Consider the following 24532-nt stretch of genomic DNA (forward strand, 5'->3'; position numbering starts at 1 on the left):
ATTTATTTTATGCTAAAGAGATTTATTGAAAGGCCGGTGTTATCAACGGTCGTGTCTATAATTTTGCTTATACTGGGTGGTTTATCCATTTTTACGCTGCCCATTTCGCTCTTCCCGGATATTGCGCCACCCAGTGTACTGGTGCAGGCCACGTATCCCGGCGCCAACTCCGAAGTCGTTGCGCGCAGCGTCGCTACTCCGCTGGAAGAAGCCATCAATGGGGTGGAGGGCATGACTTATATGACCTCCAACTCCAGCAATGACGGAAGCATGCAGCTGACGGTCTACTTCAAACAGGGAACCAACCCCGACATCGCAGCGGTGAACGTACAGAACCGCGTGTCCAAGGCCACGAGCCAGATACCGGCGGAAGTTATCCAGGCAGGTATCTCCACGACAAAACAGCAGAACAGCATCATCATGTTCATCGGTCTTTATTCAACCGACAGCAGCTATGATGAGACTTTTTTGCAAAACTACGCGAAGATCAACCTGATCCCGAAGATTCAGCGCATACCTGGCGTTGCAGACGCCCAGCCCTTCGGCACCAAGGATTATTCCATGCGTATCTGGCTGAAACCCGACCGGCTGGTCGCTAATAACCTTTCTCCCGTCGAAGTGACCAACGCCATCAAGGATCAGAGCCTGGAAGCGGCTCCCGGCCGGCTCGGTCAGAGCAGCAAGGAAGTCTACGAATACGTGCTGAAATACAAGGGCAAACTGAACAAGAACGAAGACTATGAGAATATCATCGTCAAATCCAACAGCGATGGCTCTGTGGTGCGGCTGGGGGATGTGGCCCGGGTGGAATTCGGCTCTTATACTTACTCTTCGAACAGTACGCTGAACGGCCATCCTACCACGGGTATTGCGATCCAACAGCTGTCCGGCTCCAATGCCAATGACATCCTTACGAATGCGGAGCAGCTGGTCGACAAGTTTTCGCAGCAACTGCCCAAGGGTTTGCATGTTACTATCATGTACAATTCCAAGGAATTCCTCGATGCTTCGATCGACCAGGTGAAACATACGCTGCTGGAAGCCTTTATCCTGGTTTTTATCGTAGTGTTCATCTTCCTGCAGGATTTCCGGAGCACCCTGATCCCTGCCATTGCCGTACCTGTGGCCATTGTCGGCACCTTCTTCTTCCTGCAGGTGTTTGGGTTCACCATCAACCTGCTGACTTTGTTTGCCCTGGTGCTGGCGATCGGTATCGTGGTGGATGACGCCATTGTGGTAGTGGAAGCCGTGCACGCAAAGATGGAAAATACGGGATTGCCGGTGAAGGAGGCCACGCTAAAGGCGATGAGTGAGATATCCGGCGCCATTATGTCGATCACGCTGGTGATGGCTGCCGTATTCATCCCGGTGGGCTTTATGAAGGGGCCGACGGGTGTATTCTACCGCCAATTCGGCTACACGCTGGCTATCGCCATATTTATATCGGCCGTCAATGCCTTGACGCTGAGCCCGGCGCTTTGCGCCATCTTCCTGAAAGATCTGCACGCCACCGACGAGCATGGGAAGAGGAAAGGATTTGGCGCCCGGTTCTTTGTCGGCTTCAACACGGGTTTCAAAGCCATGACGAATAGATACGTGGGCAGTCTGAAGTTCCTGTTCCGCCACAAATGGATCACTATCGCTGCGCTGGTTGTCCTTGCCGGCAGCGCTTACTATATGATGGGGCGGACCCCCAGCGGTTTTATCCCAACAGAGGACCAGGGTTTTATCCTGTATGCAGTGAATACGCCTCCTGGCAGCAGCCTGGACAAGACGCATAAGGCTATTGCGGAGATAGACAGCATCATCAAGGCCTCTCCCGTCACCGACAGAAGGTATAATGTAGAAGGGTTGAACTTCATTACGAATGCCAATGCATCTCCCTATGGCGCAGGTTTCGTCCGGATGAAACCGGTCGATGAGCGGGGACCGGTGAAAGACATCAATACCCTCAGCGGGATGTTGACGATGCAGGTAGCCCAGCAGGTGAAAGATGCACATGCCTTCTTCTTTACTTTCCCGACCATACAGGGTTTTGGTAATGTGGCCGGATTCGAGTTCGCGCTGCAGGATCAGACCAATGGGTCGATGGACAGGTTGAGTTCTATGTCCGGTGCTTTCATCGGAGCGCTGATGCAACGCAAGGAAATAGCCTATGCCCTTACGACTTTTTCCTCCGGCAATCCTCAATACATGATGGATGTGGACAACAACAAGGCCAAACAGATGGGAGTGTCCGTCGCCGACCTGATGCAGACGATGCAGATCTACTTCGGTAGCAGCTTTGTCAGTGATTTCAACCGGTTTGGTAAATACTACCGGGTGATGGCGCAGGCCGATATCCCTTACCGGAACAATGAAGCATCGCTTACGGGCATTTATGTCAAGAACAATCTTGGTGAGATGGTACCCGTCAATCAGCTGATCACTTTAAGAAAGGTGTATGGGCCGGAAACAGTGAGCCATAATAACTTATATCATTCGGCAACGATCAATGGGGTTCCCAAACCAGGATACAGCACGGGGGATGCGATCAAGGCCGTTGAAGAAACGGCTGCCCAGGTGTTGCCGAAGGGGTGGGGTTATGAATTTACCGGAATTACCCGGGAAGAAAAGTTGGCGGGTTCCCAGATCGTCTTCATTTTTATCCTGAGCCTGGTATTTATCTATTTCCTGCTGGCGGCGCAGTATGAAAGCTATATCCTGCCTTTTGCGATAGTATTATCTATTCCGGCCGGGGTATTTGGAGTATTCGCCTTTCTTCAGATCTTTGGTATAGACAACAATATCTATGTTCAGGTGAGCCTCATCATGCTGGTAGGTCTGCTGGCCAAGAACGCGATCCTGATCACTGAATATGCGGTACAAAGAAGACATGCGGGCATGGACCTGTGGACTGCGGCGTCGGAAGCGGCCAGGCTCAGGCTTCGTCCCATCCTGATGACTTCTTTCGCCTTTATCGTGGGGCTCATGCCGCTGATGCGTGCCCAGGGGGCTGCGGCACTCGGTAACCGGAGCATTGGTACCGGCGCGGTTGGTGGGATGCTGACAGGGGTGATCCTTGGTGTCTTTATCGTTCCGGTGCTATTTATCATTTTCCAGTACCTTCAGGAAAAGTTCTTTGGTCTAAAGCACGTGAAATCACCCGCCCTGGCAGAATAAGTTCCGAACAGCCAAAATAATCATATCATGACATCATCATTTATAAGATCAAAATCTTTTGCCCTGGCCCTTCTCCTGGGGTTAGGAGCCTGTAAAGTCTCAAAAGACGTAGCTACCCCGACGGCGGATACGCCGGGACAATTCAGGAACGTGGCGACGGCGGATACGACAAGCGTAGCCAACCTTCCCTGGAAGAGTTTTATCACCGACCCGACGCTGCAAGTGCTGATCGACAGCGCCATCGCCCGCAACTACGATATGCAGGTGGCGTTGAAGAGTATCCAGTCCGCCCAGCTGGTGCTGGGACAAAGCAAGCTGGGTTACTGGCCGGACCTCAACTTCAATGCGACGTACAGTCGCAACCGGCCGGCAGATAACAGTCTCAATGGTCAATTCGTCCCGACGTTCGTAGGACATAAGTACCTGGAGGACTACAATGTCAACGTCGCGCTCAGCTGGGAATTGCCTATCTGGGGCAAGATCCAGAACCAACAGTCAAGGGCCCTTGCACAATACCTTCAGACGGAAGAGGCGAGAAAGGCCCTGCAGACCAATATCGTCGAAGGGGTAGCCGATGGTTATTACAACCTGCTGATGCTGGATGCACAGCTCAGGATCGCCAAAGCTAACCTCGCCCTTAACGACTCTACCCTGACCATCATCCGGCTCCAATATAACGCCGGGGATGTCACGGCGCTGGGTGTACAGCAGGCCGTTGCCCAAGAGCAGGCGGCGGCAGAGCTGGTCCCACAGCTGGAACAAGGCATCCTGTTGCAGGAGAATGCCCTCAGCATCCTGACGGGCACCCTCCCCGGTGCTATCACCCGCGGGACGACGCTCGAACAGATGACCATACGCGACAGCCTCTCCGCGGGTGTGCCTGCGCAGCTGGTGAGCCGCCGGCCCGACGTCCGGAGTTCAGAACTGGCGCTTACCGTGGCCAATGCCAATGTCGGCATCCAAAAGGCCAGTCTCTACCCTTCGCTGACTATCACCGCACAGGGCGGTCTCAACAGCTTTAAGTCCAGCAACTGGTTCAATATACCGGGTTCGCTCTTCGGCATCGTGGGTGGCGGGTTGACACAGCCGATCTTCCAGCGCAAGCAGTTGAAGACAAATTACGAATTGGCAAAAGTGGACAGGGAAAAGACAGTGATCCTGTTCAGGCAGTCGGTACTGACGGCAGTAGGCGAAGTATCCGATGCGCTGGCGAAGATCGAAAAACTGAAGGAGCAGCAGGTGATCGCCGCCCAAAGGGTGGACACCCTTCAACAGGCGATCGTCAACGCCAACAGTCTCTTCCGTAACGGACTGGCGAATTACCTGGAAGTGATCACCGCACAGAGCAATGTTTTACAAAGTGAGTTGGAACTCGCATCTATAAAGAAAGGACAATTGAGCGCAGAAGTGGAATTATACCGATCGCTTGGAGGTGGATGGAACTAAAACTTTGGAACTACAATTTATGAGAGGCAGTTGAAAACGACAGGAGGTAATTTAACAGAAAGCCGGGCTACGCCCGGCTTTCTGGCTTATAGAAATTTACCCGTATTGCTGTTCTTGGGCATTTTGGAAGGGATTCCCGCATATACCAGGTTTCCGCCAGCGTCGCCGGCTTCGGGCCCCAGGTCGATGACCCAGTCGGCCGACTTAATGACGTCGGTGTTATGCTCGATGACCAGGATAGTATGACCTTGTTCAATAAGAGCATTGAAGGATGCAAGGAGTTTGCGGATATCATGGAAGTGAAGTCCGGTGGTAGGCTCATCGAAAATGAAGAGGATATGCCCCTGCGCCCTGCCTTTGCCAAGGAAGGAAGCCAGCTTGACACGCTGGGCTTCTCCGCCGGAGAGCGTGTCGGATGACTGCCCCAGCTTTACATAACCCAGCCCTACATCGCTGAGGGGTTTTATCTTCTGCAGGATGGCTGCCTCGTCCTTGAAAAATTCCAGCGCTTCGTCCACGCTCATCCCAAGTATCTCGTAGATATTCTTTTCCCGGTAACGGACCTCGAGAATTTCTTCCTTGAACCGCCTGCCATGGCAGACTTCGCAGGTGAGATGGACGTCGGCCAGAAACTGCATTTCCACCACCTGTTCGCCTTCGCCCTTACAGGTGTCGCAACGGCCGCCGTCGACGTTGAAGGAGAAATGCTTGGGCTGGAAGCCGCGAAGCTTGCTCAGAGGCTGTTGGGCGTAGAGATCGCGAATCTCGTCATAGGCCTTTATATAGGTGACGGGGTTGCTCCGGGAGGATTTGCCGATGGGGTTCTGGTCGACCAGCTCCACCTGGGTGATGGCATCGATGTCGCCTTTCAGGGCTTTATGCAGCCCGACCTTGTCGCCGGGCTCGCCTTTTATCTTTTGCATCGCAGGGTAAAGAATCTGTTTTACCAGGGTGGTCTTGCCGCTGCCGCTGACGCCGCTGACCACGGTAAAGACGCCGAGAGGAAATTCCACCGTAAGGTCTTGAAGGTTGTTCTGACGGGCGCCTTCGAGGATGAGTGAGCGGGTCCATTTGCGGACGATGGCCGGCGGGGTGATGGCGAGTTCTCCTTTTAAGTATTTGCCGGTGAGGCTGTCCTCGTCTTCTATGAGCGCCTGGTAGTCGCCGGCGGCTACTACTTCGCCCCCGAGATGGGAGGCCAGGGGGCCCATGTCGATGATATGATCGGCCTCACGCATCATCATTTCATCATGTTCGACGACGACGACGGTATTACCGAGATCGCGCAGCTCTTTCAATACCCGGATGAGCCTTTGGGTGTCCCGGGCGTGGAGCCCGATGGAGGGCTCGTCCAATATATAAAGTGAACTGGTAAGATTGCTGCCCAGACTTCGTGTAAGCTGGATGCGCTGGCTTTCGCCACCGCTGAGGCTGTTGGCTAAGCGGGCCATGGTGAGATAGCCCAGTCCCACATCCATTAGGGTTCTCAGCCGATGCCTGATCTCGATGAGAATACGTTTGGCGATCTGCTGTTCGTGCGCGTTTAGTTCGAGCCGATCGAACCATTCGGCCAGGTCTTTCACCGGCATCTCGCATAATTCCCCGATGTGGCGATCACCGACCTTTACATAGAGCGCTTCCTTGCGCACGCGGTAGCCTTTGCAATCGGGGCATTCGGTGCGCCCGCGATAGCGGGAAAGGAGGACGCGGTATTGTACCTTATATAGATTGCGCTCGACCTCGGCGAAAAAGTCGTTGATACCCTGTACGTGTTCGTTGCCTTCCCAGAGAGTTTTGTATTGTTGTTTGCTGAGATCGATCACTGGCTTGTGGATGGGGAAGTCGAACTTTTTTGCTCCTTTAATAAATTGATCTTTCCACCAGACAAGCTTCTCCCCTTTCCAAGGCGCTACGGCGCCTTCATAGATGCTCAACCGTCTGTCCGGGATGACGAGATCGGCATCGATGCCCAACACCTGGCTAAACCCTTCGCAGGTGGGGCAGGCGCCAAAGGGATTATTAAAGGAGAAGAGATTGGGGACGGGTTCTTCAAAGGTGATGCCGTCCAGTTCGAAACGGTTGGAAAAGCTCAGTTTCTTCGTGCCATTGATCTCGAGCTCCATCCCACCCTCGCCTTCATAGAAGGCCGTGCCGACCGAATCGGCAATACGGTGAAGATCGTCCTCGTCGAATTCCTTTACGACTATCCGGTCTACAAGGATAAAAGTACTGGAAGCGGGAAGTTTGGTTTTGAGCGCTTTATCCGTCATCTCCAGCAACTCTTCGATGCGCAGGGTCTCACCTGTCTCACCAGCGGCCGAAACATAGAGCCGGGCAAAGCCTTTTTGAAGCAGAATATTCAGCTCTTCTTTTATGTCCCTGTTGCGATGCTGCCGGAAGGGGGTAAGCATAAGTACCCGATCTCCGGTGTTGAGGGCGGAGATGGTTGCAACCACGTCGGAGACATCATCTTTTTTTACAATGCGACCGGAGATGGGGGAATACGTCTTCCCGATGCGGGCAAAGAGCAGGCGGAGATAGTCATATATCTCGGTCATGCTCCCTACTGTGGAACGAGGAGTACGGGTGATCACCTTTTGTTCGATGGCGATAGCCGGGCAGAGGCCTTTTATATAATCCACGTCGGGTTTGTCCATGCGAGCCATGAATTGCCGGGCGTAGGCGCTAAGACTTTCGGCATAGCGGCGCTGGCCTTCGGCGAACAGGGTATCGATGGTGAGCGAGGATTTCCCCGAACCTGACACGCCGGTGACCACGACCAGTTTGTTGCGGGGGATGGAGACATCGATATTTTTTAAATTATGAACCCTTGCGCCTTTTATAAATATTGCGTCAGCGTGAGGAGCTGGTGCGGAGGGGATCAATTGTTGTTTTTTTGGCTGTTTTACTTTTCCCGTTGTACCCATATATTATTGTAACAAACCTACTTTAAGAATAGATGCAAATTACCAAAAAAATTAGGAATTGGCGGATGTAGCTGTTTCCAAAAAATAGACGCCGCGATAAGACATTTTGTAAGTAGTTACCTTACAGTTTCTCCGGGGGATTGGTGAATTTCAAAAACAAAAAATTTCCCAAAATGTTGTTTATTCCAAAAAATGTATATCTTTAAACTCTATTAGTACAAGATTTATTTGTACACAATAGTGTGGGAAATGTGAATAATTAACACCCAAAAATTACGGTCGCCTATTGATTGATTACTTCTACAAAGAAAAACCGAACCATCTTTAAAATCCAAAATATATCCTATCACCTTTTAAAACCCGTAGAAGTTTATGACATTGCTACGCAAGAAAACCGACCACGAACTTATTCACCAATTCAAGGACGGCGATCTCTATGCATTAGAAGCATTGATCGTGCGTCACAAGGATAAGTTGTACACGTCCATCCTTTTCCTCGTAAAAGACAAATACCTTGCCGAGGACATTTTCCAAGACGTTTTGATCAAAATTATCGACACCATCCGCGGTGGGCGTTACACGGAAGAAGGTAAATTCCTTCCCTGGGCAATGCGTATCGCGCACAACCTGTGTGTTGATCACTTCCGGAAAGTCAAGAGGACCCCAGCCATCAAAACGAGTGATGACCGGGACATCTTCGAAGTAATCCATTTCACGGAAGAAGGTGCAGACACCAAGATGATGAAACGCCAGAGCCACGACAGGGTCAGACAAATGCTCGACCTGTTGCCGGAGGACCAACGCGAAGTCATTATCCTGCGTCACTATGCCGACCTTAGCTTTAAAGAGATTGCAGCTTTGACAAATTGCAGCATCAACACGGCGCTTGGCCGGATGCGGTATGGGCTGATCAATCTTCGCAAGATGATGACCGAAAAAAAGATTGCCTTGTAATGATTTTTACTTTCGAAAAGGATTAAGAAGATGGTAGTCCAATCGCAGGTACGAAGCAATACGATGGACGAGTTTTTTAATAATCTTTAACTACCTTTGGGTACGGGGAACGGAAACAACCGCTAACTTCATTGTGTGAAAAGATCGATTAAAAAAATATTGAAAAGGTTCTCGCTGTAACAGGCGGGAACTTTTTTCGTTTTACGTTCTTGCCATTAAGTTCTTGTCATTCTGGCCCTCCATCTGGTGTTAAGCACTTGCCCTTAGTCTTGCCGGAAGGCCGGGACAGAATGACGCCTAATTAAGCAAAAGCCCCTCTCACGAGGGGCTTTCTTTATTGTAGGGATCTTATTTCCGTGTAGTTGCCGATTGCACCTGCTTGTAGGCGTCGAGGCCGCATTGGAGCCATTGGGCATAGGTGGCCACATTGTCCGTATAGCCTACCGGTTTATTGAGCAGCTTTTCGTCGGGACTGATGACGACATATAGCGGCTGGGAGGCATTCTTGAAATTCTCCGATTGCAGGGTGGCAAACTTGTCGCCGATAGTGCGGATGGATTTCTTGCTACCGTCACTGGTGGTGAACACGAATTGCTGATCGTCGGGCAGCTGCTTGCGATCATCCACATACAGTGACACGAGGATATAGTCCTTGCTGATGAGTTCTCTTACCCCGGGCTTCGGCCATACGTTCTCCTCCATTTTGCGGCAGTTGACACAGGCCCAGCCGGTGAAATCGATAAGGATGGGTTTGTGCTGCTCCCTGGCCAGCTGCAGGGCCTTATCATAATCATTAACCACGTTGGCCTGTACCTCGGCCGTCTTGCCGGAACCATAGAGACTATAGGACAGGGGTGGCGGGAAGCCGCTCACGAGGGCGCGGTTGGCATAACGGGTATTGGTGAGGCCCGGAGAAAGGTAGAGTACAAAAGCAAAAAAGAGAATGGCCGTGGTTATTCTGAGTCCGCTCAATTTCGCGGGTGGCGGGTCGTGATGGAATTTGATCACGCCCATCAGGTAGAGTACGAGGGCGAGACCAATGAGGATCCACAGCGCAAAGAAGGTTTCCCGCTTGAGCAGGCCCCAGTGGGTGACGAGGTCGGCATTGGACAGGTATTTGAGGGCCAGGGCCAGCTCGATGAATCCAAAGACAATTTTGATCGTATTCATCCAGCTTCCCGATCTTGGCAGCGACTGCAGCCAGGAAGGGAAAAGCGCAAATAAGGCAAAAGGAAGGCCGAGGGCCACTCCAAAGCCGGCCAGGGCAACGGTGAGCTGCACGGCGCCGCCATTCTGGTCGAGTGCGCCAACCAGCAAACTGCCGAGGATGGGTCCCGTACAGGAGAAGCTGACAATTGCCAGGGTAAGGGCCATGAAGAAGATGCCGCCGATGCTGCCGATATTCGATTTCGAATCTACCGAATTGGATATACTACTCGGGAGGGTGATCTCGAAGAGCCCGAAGAACGAAAGGGCGAAGGCGATGAAGACGGCGGTAAAAAAGAGGTTGAGCCAGACGTTGGTAGAAATAGTATTGAGGATATTGGCATTACTTCGCTGGAGGAAGTAGAAGGGCACGCTGATAAGCACGTAAATGAAGAAGATGAAGAACCCGTAGAGAAAGGCATTAGCGATGCCCTTCGACCGGGAAGCCGAGCGTTTTGTAAAAAAGGAGACCGTCAGCGGTATCATCGGGAAGGTGCATGGCATGATAAGACCGACCAATCCGCCGAGAAGACCCAGGATAAAGATACCCAGGAGGCCTTTGGTGCCTTCAGTGCCGGTGCCGCCACAGCCATTTACCGGATGAGCCAGGTCGATGGAAGCCTTTTTCAGCTGATTGGAAGCGCCGGCCGATTCCTGCAAACCCGCAGTTTTTGCCACGAGGCCGCCGGCCGCATGCCCATAGCGGAAGGGTACTTCCAAAGGACCCAGCACGGAGTCCTTATAGATGGCCATGAAGGTGACCGTGCCTTTCAGGTCGCCGGCATCGGAACCGGCAGATTGCAGGTGTACGAGCCACTGCGCATCGTCTGTAAATGAGCGGGTCTCTGCATTATTGAACAGCGGTTCTTTTTTGTTCAGAACAGGGCCTTTTTCTTCGATGCTGCCGATAGTAGCTTTTGCTGTACTATCCAGAGCAACCCGGGAGTTGGGCAGGCTGTCGGGCATGGTCGTGGAATAGAGCCGCCAGCCGGGGAGCAGATGTGCATGGAGGACGAGCACCGGTTTACCGTCGGCGCCCTGGAGGGTGCTGAAATCCCAGGTCACCGCCTGTTTTGCCGTATCGGTCTGGGCGAACGATGTGCCGAAAAGAAGCAAAGCCAGGAAGAAGAGACCGGCGCACTTGGCCCGGCGGATCAGAGAACTGTTATAAGGATGCATGCTTAGCCGCCGATGTTTACTTTTATATCGACCGTTGCGGGCGGAAGACATTCATGGTCGTCGCAAACCATAAACTCCACTTTTCCGGAAAGATTGGTCTTTACATTGCTTTTCAATTTGACCACCTGGACAAAATCGACGGTCCTTTCATAATATTTTACGTCGTGATTCCAGGCAGATTCAAATTTTTTTATCAGTTGGCCTTTTTCTTTTGGGGCGCCTTCCAGGTCAAGAAGAGGGCTCTTGGTGAAGGTAAACGCTGTGGGGATGGGGCCTTCGCCGCCGGCATCCTGCGCATACAGGTGATAGTCACCGCCGATGGTGGCCGTCATATGTATCTCGTAGGTTTTATCCGCGATCTTTTTGGAAGAGTATGTCCAGTTGACTTCTTTACTGGATTGGGCCATTGCCAGCGTACCGGTCAAAACAGCCATGCTGAAGAGTATTATTTTTTTCATAACCGCTATAAAGTAAGTATTCTTAATGTTACCGAAATACTAAAATGTTCGAACGGTGCGCTATTGGTTCACCAATCCGGCCTTGCGGCTTACCGACGGTTCGTAGGCGTCGATGAATAGCGTCCGGAGGATGAGCCGGCCATCTATATTTCCCAGGGCGTCGGAGCAGGCGCGTTCGGGATGGGGCATCATACCAAAGACGTTGCGGGTCTTGTTGCAGATGCCGGCGATGTCCCGGAGCGAACCGTTGGGATTGGCTGCGCCGCCGATGGTACCATTCTCGTCGCAGTATCGGTAGATGACCTGGTTGTTGGCGCCCAACTCGTCGAGAGTCTTTTCATCGGCATAATAACGGCCTTCTCCGTGTGCAATAGGGATCTTCAGCGCCCGGCCATTGTCGCCGACGCCGCGTAGCCAGACATTCTTCGAGATGAATTGTTGGTTGGCATTCCGCAAAAGGGCACCGGGAAGGAGGTGCGATTCACACAGCACCTGGAAGCCGTTGCAGACCCCCAGCACCTTACCGCCTTCGTTTGCAAACCGGGTAACGCTTTGCATGATAGGGCTGAAGCGGGCGATGGCGCCGCAACGAAGATAGTCGCCGTAGGAGAAGCCGCCGGGGAGGACAATGCAGTCGTCAGTGCCGAACCCCGGAAGACCCGTATCCTTATGCCAGAGCATAACTACTTCCTGCTCAAGGTCTTGCTGAAGGGCGTCCTGCATATCACGATCACAATTGGAACCCGGAAAAACGACTACGCCAAATTTCATAATACGACGATTTTGGGCCGTAAAGGTACGATTAAATAAAGTAATTCATTGCCAGGATATAACCTACTATCAACCAATGCAGAATCTCCGGGCCGAGGGTCTTGTTCGGAAAATAATAAGCTGAAGCATGAAAGCAGGCCAGAGGCACGGCCATGATGATCCAGTTCTCATAGGAAGTGACCCGGCTGATGAGGATGATCACGATGGCCACCATAAGGAAAAGAAGCAGGAGGCTCCAGCTCTTCCGGATCTGGATGAGGAATTTATTCAGATTCTTCTGGACGAAATAGCCGCCAAGGATGAAGGGAATGACGAGCCAGACGATGCCGAGGGTGAGCCAGATAGTGGCGGGGAAGGCCGGGACGGCGAATTTGATGGAAGGGATTATGCCCGCCCATTTCCACGTGCCGGTGAGATAGAGGATGAGGAAGAGGAAATAATAGGGAAAGGTGAAACCCAGTAATCCGACAAACCATTCGCGGATGCGGAAGGGCCGCATGGTCAGCAATGCCGAGAGCATCAGCAGGAGGAAGGCCACGGCGGGGACATAGAGCAGGGCGACGATGCCCGTCCAGACGCCGATGCCAAAAATGGCGGTGCCTGGCCGATGGCTATTGTACAGCTCCATCATCCGATACCATACCCAGATCATGACCATATTGATCAGCAGCGGAGCAGAGAAATGGCCCCAATCGGGTAACAGGGAAGTGATCAGGATATAGGACATGCCGGGCAGAAAGTTGGGTTTCGGCAGAACTTTATGGTGGTTGGAGATGCGGTTGAGCAGGATGGCCTGGCTCACCAGGAGCAGGAAGGTGAGGATGGAGTAGCAGATGGGGATGTTGTGGATGGCGGAATCCAGTCCGTGCAGGATCACCCGGTAGAGGTAGTTATCCTCGGAATGCAGCACGGGGACCACCGGATGGAGGAAGAGGGGAAACTTCAATACCAGTGCGTAGAATAATAACAACAGGGCATTAGCCGGGGTTTTCTGTCTGAAGATACCGATCACCTATGGATTATTTAAAATTCAACCTTTGCAAAACAAAGATAATTCCTGTAAAGACAAGGAATGATCGCTTCCCAACTGCTTACCTGTTTACCATAGCGGGGCATGAAATCATAGCCACGGTCGAGGTTCTTGAGGGTTGGGTAGCGGGTGACCCGGCCTTCCGGTGAAATGCTTTGATCATTGAGGAGCATATTCCGGCGTTCGTAAACATTGAACAGGAAGTGTAATTCGCCGCCGGTGTTGATCAGTTCGTGGGAGATGAGGTTTTCCGTCTCGTCGTCGAACTGGCTTTTGGGGATGATGGCGCTCCATTGCAGGTTGTCAGTCGCATCAAAGGAGAGCACCATAATGTTCTCCGCATGGAAGCGGGTGGCGTAATTGCCATAATTCCGGCTCCAGGGGTTGTAATAAGGACTGTAATAATAAGGTGAATAGAAGCCTCCCGGACCAAAGGCGGGATTGTACATATAATCCCAGCGGTTGAACATGTTGCCCCTGGAAGTGGTGTAAAGGGATTCGGTGACAAGAAGGTAGCCCCCATCCCGTTTGATGATGACGTGTTTGATGAAAAAGTCGTTGAAGGCCATGCGCAGGTTTGCGTCGGAACTCTTTGCCTGGGCCCGCAGTTCTTCGGTAAAGACAGTAACCTTCTCATCCGTCCGGGCGTTGGTGGCCTTATCCCAGACGACCGAATAGAGGCCTTCGATATTACCACGCCGCTGTTTGTAATAGAAGCCGGAGAGGATATACCGTTTATTATTGTTGTCGACCTTGATCTTTATCTCATCGAGGATGCGGTCGCCCGACCCGATGTCCTTTATGGAAAAGGTGTCGGCCGTGGGGTCTTTTGTGACAAGGGAGACCTTGGTGATATAGTCATTGCTGCCGCTGCGCATGTACCTGCCAAAAACCAGTTCGCCCTCGTTATCCAGCTGGAAGTCAGTGAACAGATCGTTGCGCTCTTCCATTGGCAGGTAAAGCCGGTGGCGGTCGAGCCGCTTCAGATCGGCATCGAAAAGGAAGGTAGTGAAGAGGAAGTTGCGGGGGTTCTTACTGTTGATCTTAAAGATCATGATCCGCTGTTTGTCCTCGCTGACGACGGTGGTATATATCTTATTGTTGGCGGCGAAGCTGATCTGAGTGGTATCGAGCTCGACCGGTTCGCCGACCTTTTGTCCCTGGCTGTTCAATTTTACAGCCGTGCAATGGACAATGCCCCTGTGCTGGTATTCATAGACGAGGTAACAGAATTCAGGATAGGCAATGAAGTCGACGTTGATATATTTGTCCGGCATGAAGGTGAGGGGCACCCGCTGCTGCAGCCGCATATTGCTGTCGTAGATGCTGACGGCGTTGTTGGAATTATTGTTCTTGAATACCAGGTAGTTACCATTCAACTTTCCAATGATCTCGAAGTTGGTACGGCGGCCGTCTTCGCGCTCGGGTTCGGAATAGGTGATCTGCTCCACCTGGGCTTTTACACCGCACCAGGCCATCAGTGTCAGTGTGAGAAGCAGTGATGACAGGGTTCTGCTCATGGTTTCCACTCCATTTAAATAAGATCGTAAGATAGGTAAAAGTTTGACTGTTACTACCTACGGTATGGTTAAAAGTTAGGTTGCCGGGATGGGCGGATGAGGTAAAATTACCTTGTACGCTCATGGTTTTCACCTTAAATTTGCCGCTCGTGAGTAATCAGATCAATAAAGTCTCTTTTGCTAACCTTGTTATAGCCTTAGGCATCATTTACGGCGACATCGGTACCTCCCCCCTCTACGTTCTCAACGCCATCATCCACGGAAGAGTTATCGAAGAAAAGCTTATTCTGGGCGCTTTGTCCTGTATCATCTGGACATTGACACTACAAACCACCATAAAATACGTCTGGCTCACCCTAAAAGCTGATAATAAAGGGGAAGGGGGTATTTTCTCCCTGTATGCCCTGGTGAGGCGGCAAAGGCGGTGGCTGGTGATACCGGCGATGCTGGGGGGTGCGGCGCTGTTGGCCGATGGTATGATCACCCCGCCCATTTCCGTCACCGCCGCCATCGAAGGGCTGCGGCAGAGGCCAGCTTTCCGCTATATAGACCAGTCCACCATCGTCTACCTGGTCATCGGTATCCTGGTGATCCTGTTCTTCCTCCAGCAGTTTGGGACGGAGTCCATCGGGAAGCTGTTTGGGCCGATCATGTTCCTTTGGTTCAGCATGCTGGCCGTGCTGGGTTGTACTCACCTCCTTGACGACCTTGGTATCTTCAGGGCCCTTAGTCCGCATTATGCCATCCAGTTGCTGACCACCTATCCCAAGGGATTCTGGGTGCTGGGGGCGGTCTTCTTATGTACGACGGGGGCCGAAGCTCTGTATTCCGACCTGGGTCATTGCGGCCGGGGGAATATCCGTTATTCCTGGATCTACGTAAAAACCTGCCTCATTCTCAACTACCTTGGCCAGGGGGCCTGGCTGCTGGCGCAGTACAAAGGCAAAATCTTCGATACCAGCGTAGGTAACCCTTTTTATAGCCTCATGCCTGAATGGTTCATCGTCCCGGGCGTCATCATCGCCACGGCAGCCGCCATCATCGCCAGTCAAGCGTTGATCACCGGGTCTTTTACCCTCATCAGCGAGAGCATGCGACTAAATCTCTGGCCCAAGCTGCGGATCAGCTATCCCACCGAAGAACGGGGGCAGTCTTATATCCCGGCGATAAATTTCCTGCTGTTTACAGGCTGTACGGGGATCGTCCTGTATTTCCGCACTTCGGCCCATATGGAAGCGGCCTATGGCCTGGCCATCACCCTTTGTATGCTGGCTACGTCCATCCTCTTTTCCAATTATCTCATCTCCCGACGGACCAATTCCCTGCTGATCTATCTTTACCTGGTCGTTTACCTGACCATCGAGCTCAGCTTTCTGTTTGCCAACCTGGAGAAATTTCCCCATGGCGGTTTTGTCACCCTGATAGTAGGCGGGGGGCTGTTTTCCGTTATGTTCATCTGGTTCCGCGCCGGCAGGATCAAGAACCGGTACGTGGAATTTGTGCGGATGGAGCATTATATCCCGCAGATCCAGGAGCTCAGCAACGACCGGACAGTACCCAAATCGGCTACCCACCTGGTTTATATGACCAGCGCCGGCAACCCGAAGGAAATAGAACATAAGATCATCTATTCCATCCTCAACAAGAAGCCCAAGCGGGCAGACATCTACTGGTTTGTTCACGTGGAGACGACGGACGCTCCCTATACTACCGAATATTCGGTGGAGCATATCATCCCCAACGATATTATCCGGGTGGAATTCCGCCTGGGTTTCCGCATCGAGCCCAAGATCAACCTCATGTTCAGAAAAGTCGTGGAAGACCTTGTGAAGAACCGGGAAGTAAATATCACCAGCCGGTATGAATCGCTCGAGCGGAACAATGTCGTGGGAGATTTCCAATTCATCGTAATGGAAAAGTATCTGAGCCAGGATAATGAATTACCCTTCTTCGAGCGGGTGATCATGAAACTGTATTTCTGGCTGAAGCAGCTGAGTCTTTCCGAAGAAAGGGGTTTTGGACTCGATCCCTCCAATGTGACGATCGAAAAATTCCCGTTGATCATTTCGCCGGTGCCTGATTTCAACCTGAAACGTATAATTGTGGAGTAAGGCGGCAACCGCTTTGTAAACGTTATGAATAAGAAAAAACTTTTTCGCTGGGTCAAGGTCGCTATCCTGGTTTACTGTACCATCGGCATCGCCTTGTACTATAGCCAGGAGTGGTTGTTGTTTCATCCGAAGCCGATGGAGCGAAAGGCAGCGTATACGCTTGCACAGCCTTTTACGGAGCTGAACCTTAATTACGACAAGGAGACCAATCTCAATGTTGTCGAGTTCAAGGCCACCGACCGGCCGCAGGACAGTCTGGCCAAAGGCGTGGTGTTATATTTCCACGACAACACGGGGAATATCGCAACGCATGCGTCGCGCGCCACCGACTTTACGTCAAAGGGATATGAGGTGTGGATGCTGGACTACCCCGGTTTTGGCAAGAGCACGGGCAGCCATCAAGAGAAAGACCTCTATATCTATGCGCTGGTATTCTATAAGTTGGCGCACAGCCGGTGGAAGCCTGCGGAGATCATTCTCCAGGGGACGGGGATGGGGGCGGCCATCGCGGCACAGCTGGCTTCCGTAAGGGATTGCCAGCGGCTGATCATGGAAGAGCCTGCTTACAGCCTCACCGCCGCCTGGCGGAAATATTTATTTCTTTATCCGCTGGGAACACTGTTGCACTATCACTTTCCCATCTATCAATATCTGCCGGCGGTGACGGCGCCGGTGACGATGCTTCATGGGGACAGCCGGTTGAGATCGCTCCTGAAGCCGGGTGATGAATTTATCCCTTGATGAAGGGGCGCATCCTTTCGAGGCGTTGGGGTGGGATAAAATAATCGTTTTGTGCGGGCATCGGTCCATCGGCATAAACATCGAGAAGCACCAGCCTTCCGCCTTCCAGCAGATAGGCCTGGTAACCGAAAGGTTTTAGCAATTCAAAAAGCCGGATGCGCTGCTCGCGCTCGAACAGTTCGCAAAGAAGGATAGGATGGTGCCGGCCGATAGTTTCGGTCATGGAAGCAAAGACCTGGTATTCCAGTCCTTCCACATCGCATTTGATATAGTCCAGTCGCGGCAATTGGCCAAAGAGCCGGTCGCCGGATTCGTTCCTTACCTTTTCCGACTCATTAAAAGAGAGATGAGGGTTTGCTTCAACAACCCGGGCATAGGCGAAATGCTTTGTCGCACCGGTGTTGGGGATGCCCATTTGTACAAATTCGCCTTCACCGCCAAGCGCCACCTGGTAAAGCGTCACATTGGAGGTTTTTTTGAGCAGTCGTTGCAGCGTATCGTGAAAAGCGCTCATGGGTTCGATGGCGAAGACCTTACCGGCATCCCCCACGAGACGGCTGAGAGGCAGGGTAAAATAGCCGAGATGCGCACCGATATCAACACAGTAATCCCCTTCCCGAACGAATTTTTTCAGGAAATAGATATCCGCATATTCCTTTCCCAGCAGCCCGGCGTGATAGAGATTTTGAAAGCTTCCGGCGAGAAAGGATAGATACTTCTGCTCACCCAGGACGCTTAGTAATATCTTTTTGATAGCCATATCGGCTGCAAATTAGGGTATTAGATAGGAACGACGTTATGATTTTTGTTCCCTCTGATCTTTTCTGGCACGGAGCGCAATATTTCCTGGTACAGCGCCTGCACCAGCCGTTGTTTGACGAAGTCGCGGTGTACTACAAGGCTCACTTCCCGCATCGGGGCCGGTCTTTTGAAGTGACGGATCAGCTGCTGCTGTTTGCCGGTGAGATCGAGGGCTGCCATTTCGGGCAGGATGGTGATGCCATCGTTGAGCTCGACCATCCGGCGAAGTGTTTCCAGGCTTCCGGCCTCGTAGTCGAAATGACTTCCTTCTTTGCTGGCCTTTCTCAGTTCGCAAAGCCGGACGATCTGTGAGCGGAAGCAATGGCCTTCTTCCAGCAGCCATAACTTGTCGGGGTCGATGTCCTGGGCGAGCATATAGGTTTTTTTGTAGGCAGCGTTTTTGCGGGAGACATAGACGAGCAGCTCTTCGTAGAAGAGCACCTGTTCGCGGATGCCGTTCTCCTGGAGGGGAGTGACGAGGATTCCGACATCGATGCGGCCTTCGCGGAGGCGCGTGACCAGCAATTCTGTGGTCAATTCATTGACGATTAGCTTGATCTGGGGGTACTTGGCCGTGAAATTCTGCACGAAGAGGGGCAGCAGGTAAGGAGCCAGCGTGGGGATGATCCCGATGCGCAGTTCGCCGGTGAGGACGCCTTTCTTCTCCTGTACGATCTCAGTGATAATTTGTTTTTCGCCGAGGATTTTGCGGGCCTGCTCGATGATGGCGCGACCCGCTTCGGTAGGGATAACGGGTTGTTTGCTCCGGTCGAAGATCTTGAGTCCCAATTCCTCTTCCAGCTTTTGCACCTGCATGCTCAGGGTGGGCTGGGTGACAAAGCAGTGGCCGGCGGCGGTGGCGAAATGGCGATACGTGTCGACGGCGACGATGTATTCGAGTTGTACGAAGGTCATAGATTTCTTCTATATAAACATAAAAATAATCAATCTTTCCAATCAAAAAAAAGTTGGACCTTTAAAGTGAGTCGATGCCTACATAAGAAGAAGGGGCCTTCCGGTTGGGAGGCCCCTTCAATTTTTTGAGGTCTATTGCTGCGGCGGGATTTCCAGCAGTGTGGCATGGTCGGACGCAACCTCGAGTGAATAGGTGGCCCCGATCTTCAGTGCTACATTATCCCCGCCATGGCTGACGGGAAAGTCGAAGGCTACCGGGCAGGCAGCATCGCCGATGGCGTCGCGAACGATGGCTGAAACGGTGGCGCCAAAGGGGCGGATGGTGTCTTTCATTTCCGTAAAGCCGCCTATGAGGAGACCGGCCAGGTTGCGGAGCTTGCCGCTTCGCCTGAGCTGGTATAGCATGCGATCGATATTATACAGGTATTCGCCGATGTCTTCCAGGAAGAGGATACTGCCGTCGGTGTCGGGTTCCGAGTCGCTGCCGATGAGGTGGGCCAGGAGGGCGAGGTTGCCACCGATGAGCCGGCCGGTAGCCCTGCCGGGCCGGTTGAAAGGATGTACAGGGCTTTGATAAACCGGGCGCTCTCCCGCCAGGACCCGGCGCAGGGATTCCACACCCGGTGCGGCAGCGCCGCCGTCATTGAAAGCGCCTGCCATCGGGGCGTGGAGGGTGGCTATCCGGTAGTTGGAAAAAATATGCAGGTGGAGGACGGTGATATCGCTAAAGCCGATGATCCATTTGGGCGCCTGTACAAACCGGGTAAGATCGATGCGGTCGATGATCCGGCTGAGACCATAACCGCCGCGACCGCAGAGGATGGCTTTTACATCATCATCGTCAAGCATTTGCTGAAGGTCTGCGAGGCGTTGGTCATCGGTGCCGGAGAAATAATTATCTGATGGCCCACCGAGGGTTTTGCCGATGCGGACCCGGTAGCCCCATGTCTGCAGCGTGTCGATGCAGGTCTGGGCTTTTTCCGGGGCCATATAACCTGCCGGACAGACGATGGCGATGGTGTCGTCGGGTCTGAGGAAGGGAGGAAGGATGATCATGATGTTATGATTGTGCGGGGGAAGCAGTGGATCCCGTGATCGAGGTATCCGTCAGGCTCACCTGCTGCTCCTGTACATCGAGCAAATGTGGTATTCCGTATTTAAGTGCGAAATTATCTTTTTGGTGGCCGACGGGGAAATCAAAACAAACGGGGTAATCGTAGGATCTTACCCTATCCATGACGATGTCGGCCACAGTGCGCTTGAACTCTTCGCCAGGGTCGTCGGGCTTCACCTTGAATCCGCCGACGACAAGACCGGCAAGGCGGTTTAATTTCCCGGAGCGTTGCAGGTGCCAGAACATGCGGTCGATGCTGTACAGGTATTCACCGGTATCTTCCACGAAGAGGATCTTTCCTGCCGTGTAGATATCCGAGTGGGTGCCGGCCAAGGTCTCAATAGTCTTCAGGTTTCCCCCTATGAGGGTGCCTTCCGCGCGCCCGGTACGATTTTGGCTATTGGGAGCAACGTTGTATTGCATTCTTTCGCCGCTGAGGGCCTGGCGGATGGAGAGGATGGATGCTGCCTGGCCGGGTTCTGCTTTTGACCAGTCATCCGGAAAGCTGTTGCACATTTTCGAGTGGATAGAAGCTATGTTGCCATTGGTATGAATATGACAGAGGATGACGGTGATGTCGCTGAAGCCGATGATCCATTTGGGATGCGTGGCGAGAGGAGTGAAATCCAATTGATCGATGATGTGGACGGCGCCATAGCCGCCTCGCGCGCAGAGGATGGCGCTCACTTCGCGATCGTTTAACATTTGCTGGAAGTCGGCGGCTCTTTCCGCGTCAGTACCGCCGAAGATGGCGTCTTTTTTTCCGACGGTGTCACCTACTTTGATACGGAAGCCCCAGCTTTCGATCAATTGTGTGGCGGGCAGGATCTCCAGCGCGGTGATGTCGCCGGCGGGGCAGGTGATGCCGATGGTGTCGCCGGGACGAAGATAGGGTGGGATGACGAGTGGGGTGGCGACCTTGGCGCCTGCGGGCATGGGTGCGGGAGGCGCGGCTTTACCGGCCATGGGTGCGGCGAGTACGGGCCCTGCGGCGCCAATCGTCAGCAGGGATGAGAGAAAGTTTTTTCGGTTCATCTTAACAATTGAAGTAATATTGTCGGGCCAAAGCCGGGAGTCACGGCTTTAAAATTACTACTTTTAAAATATGCGCTTTGTATGGGTTATCCTGTTGCTGTTATCAGGATATGGATTGAGGTTGCAGGCACAGGATCTAACCGGGCAATGGACGGGTACGGCCATCGGCAAAATATCGCAAAAAAAGCAAAAGCTGGTCCTGTCCATCACAGAGAGTGATTCGTCCATTGGTGGCGTACTGCACTGGTATTCTCCAGAAACCCAAATCATCCGGCATATTATTGTAAGCGGACGCTTTTATGGCAAAGATTCGATCCTCACCATCCGGGAGGATAGTACGATGAATCTGGAAGAAGGAAGGGCCGGGGGTCCGCCCGGTGGTTTTTATATTCTTTTCTACCGGCGGACGGCGGGGCGGCGCGACCAACTGGAAGGACACTGGCAGGCTGTAGGCGGATGGGTTGGCTCCACGGAAGAGCTGATGATCAGGCTGGAGAAAAAGGCGCCACCTTTTATTCCGATGCCGGTGGTGAAGCCGCCGCATAAGAAGAAGGATTCTGCCGACAACAAGCCTCTTCAGGCCCTGCTGGGGCGCGAAAATGTAGTCGCCAAAACCATCCCCGTACAGGGTACCGATACTATCCGCGTTGCATTATATGACAACGGCGAGATCGACGGGGACTCGGTCAGCCTGTTTATGAACAACGTACTGTTGTTGCAGCATCTCAAACTCACCGCAGAGCCGAAAGTATTACTCATTCCTATCGATAAAAGTCTTCCCGTCAACCGGCTTTTGCTTTTTGCCGAGAACCTGGGCAGGCTGCCACCGAATACTGCATTGATGGAGGTGACGGTGCATGGGAAGACCTACGAATTGTTTCTTTCGACGGATTTCAGGAAGAATGCTTCGGTAGAATTCAATTTACAGGAGTAATTGGCCGCCAATTTTAGGTTGCGTAAATTTGCAACCTACTATGACGAAGCAACCAAAAAGATACCTGATCACGGCGGCCCTGCCTTATGCCAACGGACTGAAACACATCGGCCATCTGGCCGGGGCCTATCTGCCGGCGGACATATTTGTCAGATACTTGCGAGCGCAGAAACGCGATGTGGCTTTCATCTGCGGCAGTGACGAGCATGGGACAGCCATTCCGATTCAGGCGATGAAGGAAGGGACTACTCCAAGGGCGATAATCGATAAATATCATGAGCTGATCAAGCAGAATTTTGCCGACCTGGGCATTTCTTTCGATATCTATCACCGTACCAGCGAACCCCTTCATCACGAGACTGCCCGGGAATTCTTCACCTTCCTCCATAGTCGCGGAGAACTGATCGTACAGGAAAGTGAACAATATTATGATGAGGAAGCAAAGACCTTCCTGGCAGATAGATTCATCGTAGGCACCTGTCCGGTGTGCGGCAATCCAAGAGCATATGGAGATCAGTGTGAGAACTGCGGCACGAGTCTAAGTCCGGAAATGCTGATCAACCCGCACAGTACATTAAGCGGTACGTCCCCGGTGAAGAAACGCACCAGCCATTGGTACCTGCCCCTGGACAAATATGAAGATTTTCTCCGCCAGTGGATCCTGACAGAGCACAAGGACGACTGGCGGGCCAATGTCGTGGGTCAGTGCAAGAGCTGGATAGACGGGGGGCTGCAGCCCCGGGCCGTTACCCGCGATCTGGACTGGGGGATCCCGGTGCCTTTGCCGGAGGCGAAAGGGAAGGTCTTATACGTTTGGTTCGATGCGCCGATAGGGTATATCAGCGCTACCCGGCAGTGGGCCCTCGACACCGGCAAGGACTGGAAGCCTTATTGGTATGACCAGGATACCCGGCTCGTCCATTTCATCGGCAAGGACAATATCGTTTTCCATTGTATCATCTTCCCGATCATGCTAAAGCTGCATGGAAATATCCTGCCGGATAATGTCCCTGCCAATGAATTCATGAACCTGGAAGGAGATAAGATGAGCACCAGCCGCAACTGGAAGCTCGACATGCAGGACTATATCGACGATTTTATTAAAAAGGAGAATGGCGGCCCCCGGTTTGCGGATGTCCTGCGGTATTATCTGACGACCATAGCACCGGAGACCAAGGACAGCGAGTTCACCTGGAAAGGTTTTCAATATGCCAACAACAGTGAGCTCGTCTCCAAGTTCGGCAACTTTGTCAACCGCACCTTTGTGCTGATGCATAAGCTGTGCAACGGCAAGGTTCCGCCCCTGCATGCCACCCGGGTAGACGACACCGACCGGGAGATGATCGCCGCCATCGGTGCTACAAAGGCGAAGGTGGAAGAGCTACTGGAGGCCTACCGCTTCCGGGATGCGCTCTTCGAGGTGATCATGTTGTCCGACCTTGCCAATAAGTACATGCAGAAGAAGGAGCCCTGGATCGTGGTCCGGACCCTGGCTGAAACGCCAGCCAACCAGCAGCTGATCGACAACTGTCTGCATATCTGTTTGCAGGTGACGGCCAATCTTGCCATCCTGATCAATCCTTTCCTGCCATATACGGCTAAAACGATGCTGCATATGATGAAGGTGGTGGAGAAGATGCTGGACTGGGAGAATGCCGGGAAGCTAAACCTGCTGAGCGTGGGTTATAGCCTGCGGGCGCCCGAGCTGCTGTTCAGGCCGATAGAAGACGAAGAAGTGAAGGTGCAGATAGAAAAGCTGCAGGCCGCGGCGGCGGCAAAAGCAGCGGCGGATGCAGCAGCCCAAGGACCCGCGGATGCAAAGAGCGCAAAGACGGCGGCCACGCCGGAAGGAAAACCGGGCAAGCAGGATGACGCCGCCCAGGAAGTGGCGGCAGGCAAGCCGGCTATCGTCTATGATGATTTTGCTAAACTCGACCTTCGGGTGGGGACCATCCTCGCCGCGGAAAAGGTGGAGAAAGCCGATAAGCTGCTAAAGCTCACCGTCGACCTGGGTACCGAACAACGGACCATTGTCTCCGGCATCGCGGCCCATTTCAAGCCGGAGGAGATCGTTGGCCGGCAGGTGGTGGTGGTAGCGAACCTTGCCCCCAGGAAGATGCGAGGGATCGAGAGCAATGGGATGATCCTGATGGCGGAGGATGCGAGCCGGCTTTTCTTTGTCAATCCGGAGGATAAGATAGCGCCCGGGTCGGGGGTAAGCTGAGAGA

17 protein-coding genes are annotated in these 24532 nt (G+C 52.7%); 7 read left to right on the plus strand and 10 right to left on the minus strand.

The window, feature by feature from the left end:
• The first annotated feature begins 9 nt into the window (after positions 1-9).
• Entirely contained in the window at positions 10-3162 is a 3153-nt protein-coding gene (locus tag IEY39_RS15880) for an efflux RND transporter permease subunit (RefSeq protein WP_188933271.1), read from the plus strand.
• Positions 3163-3189: 27 nt separating this feature from the next.
• The gene (locus tag IEY39_RS15885; RefSeq protein ID WP_188933272.1) at positions 3190-4608 is read left to right on the plus strand and encodes a TolC family protein; all 1419 of its coding nucleotides are present in this window, start codon (positions 3190-3192) and stop codon (positions 4606-4608) included.
• 86 nt (positions 4609-4694) lie between these two features.
• On the opposite strand, the gene uvrA is transcribed toward IEY39_RS15885, so the two are convergent.
• Positions 4695-7535 carry an excinuclease ABC subunit UvrA gene (gene uvrA, locus IEY39_RS15890; RefSeq protein ID WP_188933273.1) on the minus strand — a complete coding sequence of 947 codons (2841 nt, stop codon included), beginning with the start codon at positions 7533-7535 and terminating at the stop codon, positions 4695-4697.
• A 372-nt stretch (positions 7536-7907) separates the two neighbouring features.
• Between uvrA and IEY39_RS15895 the strand changes: the two genes are divergently transcribed.
• Positions 7908-8489: an RNA polymerase sigma factor gene (locus tag IEY39_RS15895; RefSeq protein WP_188933276.1), complete on the plus strand. Its 582-nt coding sequence runs from the start codon at positions 7908-7910 to the stop codon at positions 8487-8489.
• Positions 8490-8837: 348 nt separating this feature from the next.
• On the opposite strand, the gene IEY39_RS15900 is transcribed toward IEY39_RS15895, so the two are convergent.
• From IEY39_RS15900 to IEY39_RS15920, 5 genes are read right to left on the minus strand one after another with little or no spacing between them, the layout of a single operon-like run.
• Positions 8838-10874 carry a protein-disulfide reductase DsbD family protein gene (locus IEY39_RS15900; RefSeq protein WP_188933278.1) on the minus strand — a complete coding sequence of 679 codons (2037 nt, stop codon included), beginning with the start codon at positions 10872-10874 and terminating at the stop codon, positions 8838-8840.
• Positions 10875-10876: 2 nt separating this feature from the next.
• Positions 10877-11332: a protein-disulfide reductase DsbD domain-containing protein gene (locus tag IEY39_RS15905; protein ID WP_188933279.1), complete on the minus strand. Its 456-nt coding sequence runs from the start codon at positions 11330-11332 to the stop codon at positions 10877-10879.
• A 60-nt stretch (positions 11333-11392) separates the two neighbouring features.
• Entirely contained in the window at positions 11393-12103 is a 711-nt protein-coding gene (gene purQ, locus IEY39_RS15910; protein WP_188933280.1) for a phosphoribosylformylglycinamidine synthase subunit PurQ, read from the minus strand.
• 31 nt (positions 12104-12134) lie between these two features.
• A complete protein-coding gene (locus IEY39_RS15915; RefSeq protein WP_188933281.1) occupies positions 12135-13115 on the minus strand; it encodes a DUF6427 family protein in 981 nt (326 codons plus the stop codon).
• Between the two features lie 11 nt (positions 13116-13126).
• The gene (locus tag IEY39_RS15920; protein WP_188933282.1) at positions 13127-14653 is read right to left on the minus strand and encodes a hypothetical protein; all 1527 of its coding nucleotides are present in this window, start codon (positions 14651-14653) and stop codon (positions 13127-13129) included.
• 149 nt (positions 14654-14802) lie between these two features.
• Here IEY39_RS15920 and IEY39_RS15925 point away from each other — a divergent pair, with 149 nt between their 5' ends.
• Positions 14803-16764 (plus strand): KUP/HAK/KT family potassium transporter, encoded by a 1962-nt coding sequence (locus IEY39_RS15925; RefSeq protein WP_229688932.1) that lies wholly within the window; start codon positions 14803-14805, stop codon positions 16762-16764.
• Between the two features lie 24 nt (positions 16765-16788).
• Positions 16789-17505, plus strand: a complete 717-nt coding sequence (locus tag IEY39_RS15930; RefSeq protein ID WP_188933285.1) for an alpha/beta fold hydrolase — start codon at positions 16789-16791, stop codon at positions 17503-17505.
• Here the strand turns inward: IEY39_RS15930 and IEY39_RS15935 are convergent.
• The 4 genes from IEY39_RS15935 to IEY39_RS15950 form a co-directional block, all read right to left on the minus strand.
• Positions 17495-18265 carry an FkbM family methyltransferase gene (locus IEY39_RS15935; protein WP_188933287.1) on the minus strand — a complete coding sequence of 257 codons (771 nt, stop codon included), beginning with the start codon at positions 18263-18265 and terminating at the stop codon, positions 17495-17497. The two genes, IEY39_RS15930 and IEY39_RS15935, sit on opposite strands and share 11 nt — an antisense overlap.
• 20 nt (positions 18266-18285) lie before the next feature.
• Entirely contained in the window at positions 18286-19221 is a 936-nt protein-coding gene (locus IEY39_RS15940; RefSeq protein ID WP_188933289.1) for a hydrogen peroxide-inducible genes activator, read from the minus strand.
• A gap of 132 nt (positions 19222-19353) precedes the next feature.
• Positions 19354-20277 carry a S66 peptidase family protein gene (locus IEY39_RS15945; protein ID WP_188933291.1) on the minus strand — a complete coding sequence of 308 codons (924 nt, stop codon included), beginning with the start codon at positions 20275-20277 and terminating at the stop codon, positions 19354-19356.
• 4 nt (positions 20278-20281) lie between these two features.
• A complete protein-coding gene (locus tag IEY39_RS15950) occupies positions 20282-21370 on the minus strand; it encodes a S66 peptidase family protein (protein ID WP_188933293.1) in 1089 nt (362 codons plus the stop codon).
• Positions 21371-21440: 70 nt separating this feature from the next.
• Between IEY39_RS15950 and IEY39_RS15955 the strand changes: the two genes are divergently transcribed.
• Entirely contained in the window at positions 21441-22304 is an 864-nt protein-coding gene (locus IEY39_RS15955; protein ID WP_188933295.1) for a hypothetical protein, read from the plus strand.
• 40 nt (positions 22305-22344) lie between these two features.
• Entirely contained in the window at positions 22345-24528 is a 2184-nt protein-coding gene (gene metG, locus IEY39_RS15960) for a methionine--tRNA ligase (protein ID WP_188933301.1), read from the plus strand.
• The last annotated feature ends 4 nt before the right edge of the window (positions 24529-24532 follow it).

The sequence above is a fragment of the Puia dinghuensis genome (assembly GCF_014642875.1).
Classification (GTDB): domain Bacteria; phylum Bacteroidota; class Bacteroidia; order Chitinophagales; family Chitinophagaceae; genus Puia; species Puia dinghuensis.

Coding starts and splice junctions, on each gene's coding strand:
- purQ (WP_188933280.1), bottom strand. CDS start 12,103: ATGAAATTTGGCGTAGTCGTTTTTCCGGGTTCCAATTGTGATCGTGAT.
- IEY39_RS15940 (WP_188933289.1), bottom strand. CDS start 19,221: ATGACCTTCGTACAACTCGAATACATCGTCGCCGTCGACACGTATCGC.
- IEY39_RS15930 (WP_188933285.1), top strand. CDS start 16,789: ATGAATAAGAAAAAACTTTTTCGCTGGGTCAAGGTCGCTATCCTGGTT.
- IEY39_RS15885 (WP_188933272.1), top strand. CDS start 3,190: ATGACATCATCATTTATAAGATCAAAATCTTTTGCCCTGGCCCTTCTC.
- IEY39_RS15900 (WP_188933278.1), bottom strand. CDS start 10,874: ATGCATCCTTATAACAGTTCTCTGATCCGCCGGGCCAAGTGCGCCGGT.
- IEY39_RS15950 (WP_188933293.1), bottom strand. CDS start 21,370: ATGAACCGAAAAAACTTTCTCTCATCCCTGCTGACGATTGGCGCCGCA.
- IEY39_RS15920 (WP_188933282.1), bottom strand. CDS start 14,653: ATGAGCAGAACCCTGTCATCACTGCTTCTCACACTGACACTGATGGCC.
- metG (WP_188933301.1), top strand. CDS start 22,345: ATGACGAAGCAACCAAAAAGATACCTGATCACGGCGGCCCTGCCTTAT.
- uvrA (WP_188933273.1), bottom strand. CDS start 7,535: ATGGGTACAACGGGAAAAGTAAAACAGCCAAAAAAACAACAATTGATC.
- IEY39_RS15895 (WP_188933276.1), top strand. CDS start 7,908: ATGACATTGCTACGCAAGAAAACCGACCACGAACTTATTCACCAATTC.
- IEY39_RS15955 (WP_188933295.1), top strand. CDS start 21,441: ATGCGCTTTGTATGGGTTATCCTGTTGCTGTTATCAGGATATGGATTG.
- IEY39_RS15935 (WP_188933287.1), bottom strand. CDS start 18,265: ATGGCTATCAAAAAGATATTACTAAGCGTCCTGGGTGAGCAGAAGTAT.
- IEY39_RS15945 (WP_188933291.1), bottom strand. CDS start 20,277: ATGATCATCCTTCCTCCCTTCCTCAGACCCGACGACACCATCGCCATC.
- IEY39_RS15880 (WP_188933271.1), top strand. CDS start 10: ATGCTAAAGAGATTTATTGAAAGGCCGGTGTTATCAACGGTCGTGTCT.
- IEY39_RS15905 (WP_188933279.1), bottom strand. CDS start 11,332: ATGAAAAAAATAATACTCTTCAGCATGGCTGTTTTGACCGGTACGCTG.